Origin of the sequence: Pseudomonas sp. Z3-6 (genome assembly GCF_051131985.1) — a bacterium.
GTDB classification, from domain to species: domain Bacteria; phylum Pseudomonadota; class Gammaproteobacteria; order Pseudomonadales; family Pseudomonadaceae; genus Aquipseudomonas; species Aquipseudomonas zanjanensis.
Genome location: NZ_CP071644.1, coordinates 4,289,904 through 4,303,513, shown reverse-complemented (window position 1 = coordinate 4,303,513; position 13,610 = coordinate 4,289,904). Strand labels below are relative to the sequence as shown.

The window sequence follows — 13,610 nt, the reverse complement described above, 5'->3', positions numbered from 1 at the left end:
CCCAGATTGCCACGGTGGTGGGGGTGATCAAGGGCATTGCCGACCAGACCAATCTGCTCGCCTTGAACGCCGCGATCGAAGCGGCCAGGGCCGGAGATGTCGGGCGCGGTTTCTCGGTGGTGGCCGATGAGGTGCGCAAGCTGGCGCAAAGCACCCGGCAGGCAACCCATCAGATCCAGACCATGTTGCAGTAGGAGCTGACGAGTGCAACGAGGCTGCGATCTTTCCCCAGACACTTGAATCTCAAGCGAAAGATCAAAAGATCGCATCTTCGGCAGCTCCTAAGGTCGGTCGTCTAGAACGGAACCGCCACCACCAACTGGCTGTAGACGTTGGTGCCGTTGCCGCCCACCTGATTGCCCCCGTTGTCCGCATCCTTCTCAGGCGTGTACAAACCCACCAGCGGCGTGACGATCAGATGTTCATTCACCGCCCATTCCACGTACAGGTCCAGCTCCCGGGCATCGAGGTTCGGCGCTTGGCGGCTGTGCAGGGTCTGGTAGTCGAAGAACAGCGCGCCAAGGGTCACGTTTTCCGCCGGCTTGAGCTTGAGGCCGACGTGCTGGATGGCGGTGTTGCTGTTGAAGGGCCCGGCGTAGTTGCCCGCCACTTCACCCTGGAACCAGGTGCCGTAGCCACGGTTCTGGCCGTTGAACATCGAGTCCCAATCCTTGGAATAGCGGCTGTAGCGATAGGTCAGGTCCGGCGTCCAGGGCAGGTCGGCGAAGGTGTAGCCGGCTTCGGCGTACCAGGCCTTCTCCGGGCCCGCGTCCTTGTCCTGCCAGGCATACTCGAAAGAGAAATGAGCATTTTCGATGCCGGCATTGCCGGCGCCACGCAGGCTGTAGATGTCCATGCCGTCGCGTTGCTTCTGGAAATCGCTGGCGTAGCGGTCGTCGACATCGAGGCCATGGATATAGGTCAGTCCCAGGGTGCCTGGTGCGGCGGTGTATTCCAGGGTGCCGGCGGCCATTTCAGTGTTGGCCTGGGCGCGGTTGTCGGACTTGATCCACATCAGGCTGCCATGCACGCCGTCCTTGCCGCCCAGGCGCACGACGGCGGTTTCGTCGAAGGCATGCCGGGCCGCCAGGTAATAGGCGCCGCCACGGTTGAGTTCGCCATCGGCCACGCCTTTGCCCAGGTTCAGGCCATCGTCATTGATGATGAAACCGTCGCCGAGGGTAATCACTTGGCGGCCGTAGGACAGATCGACACCGTCCTTGCCCAATGCCGGGAACAAGTCCCCCGAGCGCCAGCCGGCAAAGGCTTCGTCGAACTTGGTGGTGCGTTCGGAACCGTCGCTCAGGCCGGCCGCATCGCCATCGCCCCAAGTGCCGGAGCTGACCAGATTGGCCGTCCCGTAGACACTGCCCAGGCTGCCAAGTGTCTGGTCGATACTCAGGCCATACTTGATGAAACCTTCGCGCCAGCTCGAACCACCGGTGGTGCCGTCATAGTTCTTGCGGCTGTTGAACAGCCCGTAGACCGCCAGGAAGTTACCGGTGACGGTAGTGTCTTCGTCGGCGTAAAGCTCATAGGCCTGGGCCGATGAGTCGGCGACCAGCAGGGCGATGCCCAAACCGATGGCGTTGCGCAGCAAAGGTGTACGGCGTGTGTGCTCCATGGTGGATTCCCCAGTGTGATAGGACAGCAGAGCGCGCATTAAAGGGAGCGGCCCCCGGGGAAGTCTTTCACCTGCCTGCCAAGGAGTTGACCCAGGCCGCCAGCGTGGCGGTGTTGGCAGGCAGCAACAAAACCACCGGCAGACATGGGCAAGACGCCTGGGGCGGGGCGGCGCAGAGTAAGGCTGCACGCAACGCCGTTTCGATCAGGGACCGGTTGGGGAAGGCATGATCGCCGGGTCCTGGACGGCTGTGGCATCCATACTAAAAATGCGCTTTCGAGGACCTTGCACCATGTCGATCAATGACAGGCTCACCGAGCACTTGAACCGGGGTTCGGTGGGTTTTCCCACCGCGTTGGCCAGCACCATTGGCCTGATCATGGCAAGCCCCGTGATTCTCACCGCGACCATGGGCTTTGGCATCGGCGGCAGCGCCTTTGCCATGGCGATGCTGATCGCCGTGGTGATGATGCTGGCCCAGGCGACGACGTTCGCCGAGGCCGCGTCGATTCTTCCCACCACCGGCTCGGTCTATGACTACATCAACTGTGGCATGGGCCGTTTCTTCGCGATTACCGGCACCTTGTCGGCCTATCTGATTGTCCATGTGTTCGCCGGCACCGCCGAGACCATCCTGGCCGGGGTCATGGCCCTGGTGAACTTCGAGCACCTCAACACCCTGGCCGAATCGGCGGGCGGTTCCTGGTTGCTGGGCGTGGGCTTCGTGGTGGTGTTTGGGGTGCTCAATGCGTTCGGCGTCAGCGCCTTTGGCCGGGCGGAGATCATCCTGACATTCGGCATGTGGACCACCCTGATGGTGTTCGGCGTGTTGGGCCTGATCGCCGCGCCGGCGGTGGAGCTGGAGGGCTGGTTTGGCGCCTCCGTGGTGGGCACCGATCTGGTCACGGTGTTGTCGTTGGTGGGCATGGCCATGTTCATGTTCGTCGGCTGCGAATTCGTCACGCCCCTGGCACCGGACCTGCGCAATTCCGCCCGGACCATGCCCCGGGCCATGATGCTGGGCTTGTTCAGCGTCGCCACCTGCATGTTCATCTACGGTGCGGCGATGAAGCGCCAGGTGGAAAACGTGCTGCTCGATGCCACCAGCGGCGTGCATCTGCTGGACACCCCCATGGCGATTCCGCGGTTCGCCGAACAGGTCATGGGCGATATCGGCCCGATGTGGCTGGGCATCGGCTTTCTGTTCGCCGGTGCGGCGACCATCAACACCCTGATGGCCGGCGTGCCACGGATTCTCTACGGCATGGCGGTGGACGGCGCATTGCCGAAGGTCTTCACTTATTTGCATCCTCGCTTCAAGACGCCGTTGCTGTGCATCTTGGTGGCGATGCTGATTCCTTGCCTGCATGCGTGGTGGCTGGGCGGCAATCCCGACAACATCATGCACCTGGTGTTGGCGGCGGTGTGCGCCTGGAGTTTTGCCTACCTGCTGGTGACCGTGTCGGTGGTCAGCCTGCGGATTCGTCGCCCCGATCTGCCGCGGGCCTATCGCTCACCGTGGTTCCCGTTGCCGCAGATCCTGTCCAGTGTCGGCATTCTGCTGGGCATGTGGTTCATCACACCGCCCGGCATGAATCCGGCGGACATCTACGTGCCCTTCGCGGTGATGCTCGGCGGCACCGCGGCGTACGCCTTGTTCTGGACCCTGGTGGTGCAGAAGGTCAATCCATTCAAGCCAGCGTTGGTGGAAGACGTACTGGCCAAGGAGTTTTCCCATGAGCCAGGGCAACCTGCGGGCGAGTTTGTCGACCCTGCTGCAAAAGCTGTCTGAGGTATTCAGCGCCCAGCGCGCCCCGGCCGGTTATCGGCCCGGGGTGACCTTGGAACATGTGCGGCGCAACCTCGCATTGGCGCGATTCGAGGTCACAGGCCCGACCGTCGCCACGGCAGTCACCGACGACGGCAGCTTGCAGTTGGAAGTTGTCGAGCGCACCGAATCGCAGTTGTTGATGCACCTGGTGATGACCGAATTCGTGCTACGCGTGCCTGCTTCCCGAGAGGGCACGGCGCGCCTGGAGTTGCACCACGGCGGGGCTGTCCGGCGCAGCGGCATTCGTTGTCGGCAGCGAGACGGGCGCAGTGACCTGGCGGCCAGGGTGCAGGCGGCCGTGGAGAAGGACCGCGTGTTGTATCAGGCCCTCATGCCGCTGGATTTCAAGCGGCTGCGCATCGATCTGCAGGGCCGCCAGTGGTGCGTGCGCCTGGAACACATGGGCGGTAGCGAAGTGGTCAATCGCATGCCGGCCTTTCGTCGTTATATCCCGTTGAGCCGCGAGCAGCGCGGCGTCCTGCTGGCGACCTTGAGCGGCCTGCAGCGGGTATTGGCAACGCTCTGATTCTGTTGTGCTGTCCTGGCATTATTCCTGCTACTGCTCTGGCGATCAGGTACTTGTTGCGTGCATATAGATAACATGTTAACTATTGCCGCACAAAAACAAAAAGCCACTGCGGAGAATGCCATGAGCATGCAACAGGTTGGGCAGGACGGTCTGGACACCTGGAACCGGGATCTGCGGGCGACTTGCGGCCACTTCGATACCGAGCTGGCCTTCAATCGCGCGCTGTTCATTGGTGAAGTGTCGAATTTTCATCGGGGAGGCCTTGCCCTCGCCAACCTGCGGACCAATGCCGGTAACATCAAGCGTCACTCCCCCAACGCCGATCATGATGATGACCAGGATTGCCTCCTGGTCAGCCAGCGCAGCGGTTACTGCCGCATTACCCAGAACGGCCGGAGCATCCAGTTGGCGCCCGGTGAATTGTTGTTGATGGATTCGGCAGGCGCGCTTGAGATCACCCCGTTCGGCCTGATCGAGCACGCGGTGCTGTCCTTGTCTCGCCAGGACGTGTCGCGGCAACTGGGCGGGGAAACCAAGACCTTTGGCAAGGTTTCGTCCAGCAAGGCGTGTGGGCGGATGCTGCATGTATTGATGGATCAACTGTGCAAGGACACACCGGACGGCGAGGGCGCGGCGGGCGAGGGTGAAGCCTTGCACAGTGCCTTCGTTTCTCTGTTGGGCTCGGCCCTGGAACAGGGTAGCGATGGTCGTGACGAAGGGGTGGCGTTGCAGGGCAGCCATTTGCGCAGCTATGTCCAGAAGGTCATCGACGAATCACTTACCCAGCCAGGCCTCAGCCCCGTGGGCCTGGCCAATCGGCTGAATATTTCGGTGCGGCATCTGTATCGTTTGTTCGAAGAACAGGATGACAGCGTGTGTCGCTACATCCAGCGAGCCCGGCTCAAGCGCAGCGCCGATGACCTGATCAACCCGTTCCTGCGGGACGAGTCCATTACCTCGATCGCCTACAAGTGGGGCTTCACCGATTCGGCGCATTTCAGCCGTTCGTTCAAGAAGCAGTTCGAGCAGTCGCCCAAGGCGTTTCGTTCCAGTCGTTTGCAGGTGGGGCAGGGGGTGGCTTGAGTGGATATATCCAATGGCTTTGCAGTCTGACCCACCGCTTTCGCGAGCAAGCCCGCTCCCACAAAGGGGGTTGTGATGAGCAGGATTTGTGAATGACATTGGAAAGTGTGGGAGCGGGCTTGCTCGCGAAGGCGGCGGTACATTCACCACCTCAGCTAGGTACCGCTCCCATAGGTTCAAACCTCCGGCAAAGTCGAACCCCCATCCACCACCAACGTCTGCCCAGTCACATAGCCAGCCAGGCTCGACGCCAGGAACAACATGGCCCCGGCGATGTCGCTCGGTTGGCCCAAACGACCCAGCGGTACTCGGCGGGCGATGTCCTGGTTGACCTCGTCGTCGCCCAGGTTGGCCATGGCCGGTGTGGCGATCATGCCCGGTTCAACCCCGTTGACGCGGACATTCTCGGCCGCCAGTTCCAGCGCGGCGTTGCGAATGAAACCATTGACCCCGGCCTTGGAGGCCGCGTAGTGGCTGAGCCCCGGATACGCCACCCGCGGGCCGGTGACCGAGGAGGTCACCAGCACGCAGCCCCGGCCCTGGCGCCGGAACATCGGCAATGCGGCCTGGGTCAGCCAGAACAGCGCCGACAGGTTCACCGCCAGCGTTCGTTGCAGTATCGCCGGGGTGATCTCGGCGAACGGCGTCAGCGGAAAATACCCGGCGTTGTGCACCAAGGTATCCAGCCGCCCCAAGCGTTGTTCCAGCGCAGACATCATGTCGAAGATCGCCGTCGCGTCGGCCAGGTCAACCGCCACCGCTTGCACCTGACAGCCCACGGCGGTCAATTCGCCGGCCACTGCTTCGGCCCGGGCCAGGCCCAGGTCGGCAATCACCACGCGGGCTCCGCGCAGGGCAAACGCTTCAACGATGGCCCGGCCAATACCTTGTGCGCCGCCCGTGACCAGTACGGTCTGGCCGCTGAAATCCAGATCGTCAGGCATCGCGGGCCTCCATCCGGCTGAAGGCCAGGGTCGGCACGTCGACGATGCTGGAGCCGCCATCGGCCACCAGCGTCGCCCCGGTGATGATCGACGCATCAGGCGAGGCCAGGAAACGGCAGACAATGGCGATTTCCTCCGCGCTGGCCGGCCTGCGCAACGGCACGTCGGCGCAGACCCGGTCGTAGGCCTGCTGCAACGTTTCGCCATGGAACTGCATCAATGCCTGCATTTCTTCATCGGCCATGGGGGTGCGCACCCAGCCTGGGCAGACCGCATTGACCCGTACGCCGTGAGGCCCGTAATCCCTTGCCAGAGAGCGGTTGAGGCCGAGCAACGCATGCTTGGCGGTGGTGTAGCCGCACACGTGGGGGCCTGCCGCCAATGACGCGATGGAGGCGATCAGCACGATGTTGCCGGCGCTTTCCTGCAACAGAGGCAGGCACGCCCGGGCGCTGTAGAAAGCGCTGTCGAGATTGCTGCGCAGGGCGGCTTCCCAGGCCGATGGCTGAGTCTCGGTGGCGCTGCCCATGCCCAAGCCGCCGGCACAGGCCAGCAACACGTCGAGTCGGCCGTAACGCGCGTGAATCTGCTCGATGAAGCTGTCCCAGGTGCTCGGGCAGGCCGCATCGCCCACCAACACCAAGCCACCGATGTCCTCGGCGAGTGCTTCCAGGGGTTCGCGGCGGCGGCCGATCAGCACCAGGTTGGCGCCTTCGCCGGCATACAGCCGGGCGCAAGCGGCGCCGATGCCGGTGCCGGCACCGGTGATCACCACGGTGCGTGAGTCAGGCATCGGGATACTCCGTCTGATTGAGCACTTGGCAGTAGGAACTGACCGGGAAATTGGAAAGCTCATCGAACGCCGCGCCGGCGTAACCGAAGATCTTGCCGTCGCTGCGGTGCTGTTGCAGGTCGATCAGTACCAGGCCCAGGGTCGGGATGATCTTTTCCCGCCAGACGAAGAGGTACAACTGGTCGGCGATCTTGTAGGTGTCGCAGCGATCGGTGTCGCACAGGCCTTGTTCAACGCCCTTCAGGCACTGCCAGGAGTAGAACTGGTCGTTGAGGTAAATGTGTTCGTAGACTTCGCTCGGGCTGTAGCGATACAGGTTGCGCAGCCCCACCAGTTCGGTGGTCGGCGCGTGCGGACACAGGCCAGGCTGCCAGGGACGGTCGAGGCTGCCGTGGAGGAACTGCGCTTGAACCGAGGTCAGTGGCTTGCCGGCCAATGCGCGGTGGTAGAGGCCTTCGCCGGTCTGTTCCTGGCTGGGCATGCGGCCGATCACGGCGGTGAACGCGGCGTTGGCGGTATCGAGCACCAGGCTTATCGACGACGTCAGCTCGCCTTCGCGCTTGATGAAGTCCACCAGGTACAGGCCCGGGCGCACCGAAGTGGCCCGGTAGGGCGCGGTGCCGCTGGAGTGCCCATCGGCGGCGTTCCAGGTCAGGGTGTCCTGCTCGAAGCGATGCTCGATCTGCCAGCCATTGGCGAAATGCAGGGTGAAGGTCTTGCCGTCCAGGTCGGCCAGGTTGGGCAGGATGAAGGCTTCGGGGGCAAAGCCATCGGCCAGGGCGCCGACGGTGATCCAGTCTGAAGATGTGCTCATTGCAAGGCTCCGGTGGTTGAATTGACCACTCGGATCATGAGGCGCCGGGCAACGGCGGCCTATCAACCGAATGGTTGATCAGAGGAACAGCGCGCTGACCAACTCGGTGCGGCTGCTCACGCCGACTTTGCGGAAGAGGTGGATCAGGTGAGTCTTGATGGTCGGCAAACCCACCTCCAGTTCCCGGGCCAATTGTTTGTTGCTGACGCCTTGGCGCAGCAGCCAGGCGATCTGGCGCTCCTTGGGTGTCAGGTCGGCCAGCGCGTCCTCATGAGCCGGCAAATGGGCCACGGCCAGTTGCAGCAAGGCCTGCAACGCGCTGAGTTGGCTCAACTGCTGAGGGGTGAAGATGCCTTGCTCTGCGGTGCGCAGTAACGAAATAGCCGCTTGCGGCTGACCGTCGCGATGGGCAAAGACTTCCACCACATCGACCACACCGTAGCGTTGCAGGAAGTCGCGATAACGATGGTTGTCCCGCAGCGGTTGGCGGGCCATCGCCAGGCCCAACGGCACCACGGCCAGTTCGCTGGGCGCACAGCGGCGCGGGTGCAGCGGGTCGAACTGTCGGTAGTTGTCCAGGTAGTCGCGGTGCATCTCGCCGCTCATCCCATGGAGGCTGAAGTCATGGACCTGCAGGTGCCGATCCACGCAGTAGAACGCCGCCCGGCTGACCGGGACCAGTTGGGTGAAGGCGTGCAGGCACTGGCCGGCGATGTCCTGGGTCGGGATGACGTTCATGGTCGCAACCTTCGCAAGTGGGCTGCCGGTGGGGCCGGCAGCCCTGTCCGGTCAGGCTACCGCGAAGTAGTGCTTGACGAAACTTTCGCTGACCACTTCCCACAGCACCGGCGTGCCCTTGGTCACGAACCAGCTGTCGCCGGCCTTGTAGCGGGTGCTCTGGCCGGTGGCCTCGTCGGTGAGGACCACTTCACCGGTGACCACGGTGGCTTGTTCGGCGAACGGGTAGACCATCCGGAACTTGCCTTGGGTGGTGCCGAAGTAGGCGCTGCTGACCGGGTCGGTGGGGGCGCCGAAGGTCATCTTGCCGAAGGCCTTGACCTCGCCTTCGAGAATCTGCGAGCCGAGATCGGCGACGGTGCCCCAGGCGTCCAGGTCGGACAGCTGGATGTCTTTTTCGAGGGTGATAAGGGGCATGGCAGTGACTCCTGATGAGTGAAAAGCAGAGGGTATGTATGTCTAGTTCCGGTCAGTGAAACCACTGAATCTGTGGGAGCGGGCTTGCTCGCGAAGACGGCGTACCAGTCGACATCAATGCTGCTTGACCCACCGCTTTCGCGAGCAAGCCCGCTCCCACAGGGTTTTTGCTTAGCTGATTGGCATCTGACCGTCAGCGCCGGCCATTCCAGTAGCCCGACAGCTGATGCCAGGACTTGCCGGCCGTCAGCAGCAACGGACGAATGGCGTCTTTGCCAATGATGGTCGGGCGGTGGATCGAGCTGACCAGGTCGTAGCGCGCCGAACCTTCGCTCATGCCTTCGGCCAGCACCTTGCAGATGATGTGGCTCGGCGTGACGCCAAAGCCTGAGTAACCTTGGACGAAAAACGCGTTGCTGCGCCCGGGCAGGGTGCCGATCTGCGGGAACAGGTTCGGGCTGCAGGCCATCGGGCCGCCCCAGGCCAGGTCGATCTTCACGTCCTTGAGGTACGGGAAGATCTTCAGCATCAGGCGCCGGTTCCAGGCCTTGAGATCCTGGGGGATGTGTTCCACCAACGGCGTCGCGGCACCGAACAGCAGGCGGTTTTCGTTGGTGACGCGGTAATAGTCGATCACCGGGCGAATGTCGCTGTAGGCGCCGCGAATCGGGCTGATGCGCTGGATCAGTTCGTCCGACAACGGCTCGGTCATCATCTGGAAGGCGTAGGTGTTGATGGTCGAGCGGTGCAGTTCCGGTTCCAGTTTGTTGAGGAAACTGTCGCAGGCCCAAAGCAGCTTGCTGGCCCTGACCGAGCCGCGCCCGGTGCGCACGGTGATGCGCTCGCCATAGCTGACTTCCAGGGCCGGGCTGTTCTCGAAAATCCGCACGCCGTGGCTGACCACCGCCTTGGCTTCACCCAGCAACAGGTTCAGCGAGTGCACATGTCCGCCGCCCATGTGCAGCAACGCGCTGCCGTAGGCTTTGGAACCGATGATCTGCTGCACGTCGGAGCCGCCAAGGAAGCGGATCTCGTGCTTGCTGTTGATCGACTTGAAATCTTTTTCCCAGGCCCGCAGGGTTTTTTCCTGGCGGGCGTTGAAACCCATGTAGCCGTAACCGTGGCAGAAATCGGCATCGATGGCGTACTTGGCGATGCGGTCCTTGATGATGTCGGCACCCAGGTCGCTGATCTCGAAGACTTGGCGCAAGCCGTCCTCACCCACGTCCTTCTTGATCTTTTCCAGGTCATGACCGATGCCGGCCATGATCTGCCCGCCGTTGCGCCCGGTGCCGCCGAACCCAAGGTAACGCGCCTCCAGCACCACGATGTTGGTGATGCCTTTTTCAGCAAGTTCCAGCGCAGTATTGATGCCGGAGAAACCACCGCCAATGATCACGACGTCGGCGTCCACGTCCTGTTCCAGCGTGGGGAAGCTGAGGTTGTATTTCTTGGTGGCCGTGTAATAGGTGGGCGTTTCGATAGTGATCATGACGCAACCTGACAAAGTGAAAGAGAACGCCGTTGCCACGCCTACGCAAGGCTTGGCAAGGGATGGCCCTATTAAGAGCCTTGGCAGGGCGCTTGTCTTGATCATCCGTGCCGAGGGATTTGACCGAGGGCGCCACGGAGGCCGAAGCCTGCCCCATGAAAAGTACAATCTTGGATCTGGAAGGTGCATTTTTCACCTGCCCGCGATTGCCCATACTGGACCGGCCTTAATCACTGATCCCGCTGTTTGTGCGCCCCGGGTTGCCGGGCAAAGGCGGGAACGGCAGACGCCAATAATAAAAGAGCCCGTCCATGAAAAAGCCAAACCCGCTGCTCGAAGACCTCAAGCCCCTCCTGCCGGCCATTGCCGCAAACGCCTTCCAGGCGGAGAAAGACCGTAGCGTGCCCGCCGAAAATATCGCCTTGCTCAAGAGCATCGGCATGCACCGGGCCTTCCAGCCCAAACCCTATGGTGGCCTGGAGATTTCCCTGCCGCAGTTCGCCGATTGCATCGCGCTGTTGGCCGGTGCCTGTGCCAGCACGGCCTGGGCCATGAGCCTGTTGTGCACCCACAGCCATCAGTTGGCAATGTTCCCGGCCAAGGCCCAGGAGGAAATCTGGGGTGATGACCCGGATGCCACCGCCAGCAGCAGCATTGCACCGTTTGGTCGCACCGAAGAGGCCGACGGCGGTGTGATGTTCAGCGGTGAAATGGGCTGGAGCAGCGGCTGCGATCATGCCGAATGGGCGATCGTGGGGTTTCGCCGCAAAAACGCCGAAGGCACCCAGGACTATTGCTTTGCGGTGCTGCCGCGCAGCGACTATGACATTCGCGATGACTGGTTCGCGGTGGGCATGCGCGGCAGTGGCAGCAAGACCTTGATCATCGACAACGCTTTCGTGCCGGAACACCGGATCCAGAAAGCCAAGGACATGATGGAAGGCAAGTCCGGTGGATTCGGCCTCTACCCGGACAGCAAGATTTTCTACTCGCCGTACCGGCCGTACTTCGCCAGTGGTTTCTCCACGGTCAGCCTGGGCGTGGCGGAGCGCATGCTGGAGGTCTTTCGCGAGAAAACCCGCAACCGCGTGCGGGCCTACACGGGCGCGGCCGTCGGTGCCGCCACCCCGGCATTGATGCGCCTGGCCGAGTCTACCCATCAGGTGGCGGCGGCCCGTGCTTTCCTGGAAAAAACCTGGCAGGAGCACGCCGAACACGGCGAGCGCCACGCGTACCCCAGCCGGGAAACCCTGGCGTTCTGGCGGACCAACCAAGGCTACGCCACCAAGATGTGCATCCAGGCCGTCGACCGCTTGATGGAGGCGGCCGGCGGCGGCGCCTGGTTCGAGAGCAACGAGTTGCAACGGCTGTTCCGCGACGCCCACCTGACCGGGGCCCATGCCTACACCGACTATGACGTCTGCGCGCAGATCCTCGGTCGTGAGCTGATGGGGCTCGATCCCGATCCTTCCATGGTTTGACCGCGTGTCCCTAGAACAATAATCGAGGCCGTCCCTTGAGGCGGCCGGGAGTCTTGCATGTCCAGTCTTTGTGATACCACTTTCGACACCCGCGCGTTCCGCCGGGCCCTGGGTAACTTCGCCACCGGCGTGACCGTGGTCACCGCCGCCACTGAAGATGGCCGCAAGGTCGGGGTGACGGCCAACAGTTTCAACTCGGTGTCCCTGGATCCACCGCTGATCCTGTGGAGCATCGATAAGCGCTCCAGCAGCCACGACGTGTTCGAGGCCGCCAGTCATTTCGCGGTGAACGTGTTGGCCGCCGACCAGATCGACCTGTCAAACAACTTCGCGCGACCTAAGGATGATCGCTTCGCTGAAATCGAATTCGAGGCCGGCGAAGGCGGTGCCCCGGTGTTTGTGGACTGCTCGGCGCGTTTTCACTGCGAAAAATTCCAGCAGGTCGATGGTGGCGATCACTGGATCATGATCGGCAAGGTCGTGGCCTTTGATGATTTCGGCCGTTCGCCGTTGCTCTACCACCAGGGCGCCTACTCGATGGTCTTGCCTCACACACGCATGACCAAACGGGAAGAGGGCCAGTCCCCCAGCAGCCATTTCCAAGGCCGCTTGAGCCACAACCTGTATTACCTGATGACCCAGGCGCTGCGAGCCTACCAGGCGAGCTACCAGCCGCGTCAGTTGTCCACCGGCTTGCGCACCAGCGAAGCGCGGATGTTGATGGTGCTGGAGAACGACGCCGGGCTGAACCTGTGTGACCTGCAGCGGGAAGTGGCAATGCCGGTGCGCGAGATCGAAGAAGCCGTGGCCAACCTCAAGCGCAAGGGCCTGGTGAGCGATGAAGGCGAGCGGGTACGCCTGACGGTCAAGGGCATCGATGAGACTGAGGGGCTCTGGGCGATTGCCAAGGAACAGCAGGATAAGGTGTTCGGCCAGTTCAGCGAGGAACAGGTCGAGCATTTCAAGCAAGTGCTCAAGGGAGTGATCAAGGGCGCTTGAGTTTGCAGCGATACTGAGCGCTTCGCTGTGGTGAGGGAGCTTGCTCCCGCTGGGCCTGTAGGAGCTGTCGAGCGGAGCGAGGCTGCGATCTTTTTCCAGACATTTGAACCTCGAGCGAAAGATCAAAAGTTCGTCCGAACGCGGCCCGAGCGTTCGCCAGCTCCTACAGAGCCCAGCGGGAGCAAGCTCCCTCGCCACAAGGGCCATCGCTTGATCTAGATTCTGTGAACGGAGCGTCCGGCATGGGTTGGAAGCTGTTAATATTTAGTTAACTCATTAACTAAATCTTCTCGCGAACCTAACCCATGCCTCAGCCGCGCCAATCCTTGACCCTGACCCTGCTCCAGGCCCGCGAAGCGGCCATGGGTTTTTTCCGGCCTTCCCTCAACCAACACGGCTTGACCGAGCAGCAATGGCGGGTCATCCGTATCCTTAGCCAGCACGACGAGCTGGAAATCAATCGCCTGGCCGAACTGGCCTGCATCCTCAAGCCCAGCATGACCGGCGTATTGGTGCGCATGGAAGCGGCGGGCATGGTGGTGCGGCGCAAGGCCGAACAGGATCAGCGACGGGTGCTGGTGCGCCTGGCGCCGCAAGGGCAGGCGAGCTTCGATTCGATGAGCCAGAGCATGGAAGCGAACTATCAGCGTTTGCAGGAAAAACTGGGGGAAAAAAAATTGCAGACGTTGCTGGGGTTGCTCAATGAGCTGAAGGCGATCAGGCGCTGAGACCGCCAAGTGGAGCTAGCTTTTGTGGCGAGGGAGCTTGCTCCCGCTGGGCCGCGAAGCGGCCCCAACGCTATTGCCTGAAACTCTGCGGCGGCTGATCCAGGGGCTGCTGCGCAGCCCAGCGGGAGCAAGCTCCC

General features: G+C 62.3%; 13 protein-coding genes and 1 pseudogene. 7 read left to right on the top strand and 7 right to left on the bottom strand.

Features of this window, described 5'->3' with window-relative positions; translation table 11 throughout:
• Positions 1–2 precede the first annotated feature (2 nt).
• A pseudogene (locus J3P88_RS18510) lies at positions 3–191 on the top strand (methyl-accepting chemotaxis protein); the annotation flags it as partial.
• A 104-nt stretch (positions 192–295) separates the two neighbouring features.
• On the opposite strand, the gene J3P88_RS18505 reads toward J3P88_RS18510, so the two are convergent.
• The gene (locus tag J3P88_RS18505) at positions 296–1,624 is read right to left on the bottom strand and encodes an alginate export family protein (protein WP_434570842.1); all 1,329 of its coding nucleotides are present in this window, start codon (positions 1,622–1,624) and stop codon (positions 296–298) included.
• A 292-nt stretch (positions 1,625–1,916) separates the two neighbouring features.
• Between J3P88_RS18505 and J3P88_RS18500 the strand changes: the two genes are divergently transcribed.
• The 3 genes from J3P88_RS18500 (at position 1,917) to feaR (ending at position 5,067) form a co-directional block, all read left to right on the top strand.
• Positions 1,917–3,416, top strand: coding sequence for an APC family permease (locus tag J3P88_RS18500; protein WP_434570840.1), 1,500 nt, complete (start codon positions 1,917–1,919; stop codon positions 3,414–3,416).
• Positions 3,361–3,981 carry a DUF3156 family protein gene (locus J3P88_RS18495; RefSeq protein WP_434570838.1) on the top strand — a complete coding sequence of 207 codons (621 nt, stop codon included), beginning with the start codon at positions 3,361–3,363 and terminating at the stop codon, positions 3,979–3,981. Before J3P88_RS18500 ends, J3P88_RS18495 begins: the two co-directional genes overlap by 56 nt.
• A gap of 123 nt (positions 3,982–4,104) precedes the next feature.
• Positions 4,105–5,067, top strand: coding sequence for a transcriptional regulator FeaR (gene feaR / locus J3P88_RS18490; RefSeq protein ID WP_186707401.1), 963 nt, complete (start codon positions 4,105–4,107; stop codon positions 5,065–5,067).
• Positions 5,068–5,243: 176 nt separating this feature from the next.
• Here the strand turns inward: feaR and J3P88_RS18485 are convergent, their stop codons facing one another.
• The 6 genes from J3P88_RS18485 to J3P88_RS18460 form a co-directional block, all read right to left on the bottom strand.
• Positions 5,244–6,011 (bottom strand): SDR family oxidoreductase, encoded by a 768-nt coding sequence (locus J3P88_RS18485; RefSeq protein ID WP_434570836.1) that lies wholly within the window; start codon positions 6,009–6,011, stop codon positions 5,244–5,246.
• Complete coding sequence (locus J3P88_RS18480; RefSeq protein ID WP_434570834.1) at positions 6,004–6,804, bottom strand: SDR family NAD(P)-dependent oxidoreductase; 801 nt, start codon at positions 6,802–6,804, stop codon at positions 6,004–6,006. The genes J3P88_RS18485 and J3P88_RS18480 overlap by 8 nt, the downstream gene beginning before the upstream one ends.
• Positions 6,797–7,618: a molybdenum cofactor biosynthesis F family protein gene (locus J3P88_RS18475; protein ID WP_434570832.1), complete on the bottom strand. Its 822-nt coding sequence runs from the start codon at positions 7,616–7,618 to the stop codon at positions 6,797–6,799. Before J3P88_RS18475 ends, J3P88_RS18480 begins: the two co-directional genes overlap by 8 nt.
• A 78-nt stretch (positions 7,619–7,696) precedes the next feature.
• Positions 7,697–8,356: a helix-turn-helix transcriptional regulator gene (locus J3P88_RS18470; protein WP_186707405.1), complete on the bottom strand. Its 660-nt coding sequence runs from the start codon at positions 8,354–8,356 to the stop codon at positions 7,697–7,699.
• Between the two features lie 51 nt (positions 8,357–8,407).
• Entirely contained in the window at positions 8,408–8,773 is a 366-nt protein-coding gene (locus J3P88_RS18465; protein WP_046065473.1) for a cupin domain-containing protein, read from the bottom strand.
• 193 nt (positions 8,774–8,966) lie between these two features.
• Positions 8,967–10,265 (bottom strand): NAD(P)/FAD-dependent oxidoreductase, encoded by a 1,299-nt coding sequence (locus J3P88_RS18460; RefSeq protein ID WP_186707406.1) that lies wholly within the window; start codon positions 10,263–10,265, stop codon positions 8,967–8,969.
• Positions 10,266–10,576: 311 nt separating this feature from the next.
• Here J3P88_RS18460 and J3P88_RS18455 point away from each other — a divergent pair, with 311 nt between their 5' ends.
• The 3 genes from J3P88_RS18455 to hpaR all read left to right on the top strand — a co-directional run bounded on the left by J3P88_RS18455 (position 10,577) and on the right by hpaR (position 13,473).
• Entirely contained in the window at positions 10,577–11,746 is a 1,170-nt protein-coding gene (locus J3P88_RS18455) for a p-hydroxyphenylacetate 3-hydroxylase oxygenase component (protein ID WP_434570829.1), read from the top strand.
• Between the two features lie 57 nt (positions 11,747–11,803).
• Entirely contained in the window at positions 11,804–12,745 is a 942-nt protein-coding gene (locus tag J3P88_RS18450; protein ID WP_186730852.1) for a p-hydroxyphenylacetate 3-hydroxylase reductase component, read from the top strand.
• Positions 12,746–13,050: 305 nt separating this feature from the next.
• The gene (hpaR, locus tag J3P88_RS18445) at positions 13,051–13,473 is read left to right on the top strand and encodes a homoprotocatechuate degradation operon regulator HpaR (protein WP_434570826.1); all 423 of its coding nucleotides are present in this window, start codon (positions 13,051–13,053) and stop codon (positions 13,471–13,473) included.
• Positions 13,474–13,610: the final 137 nt, after the last annotated feature.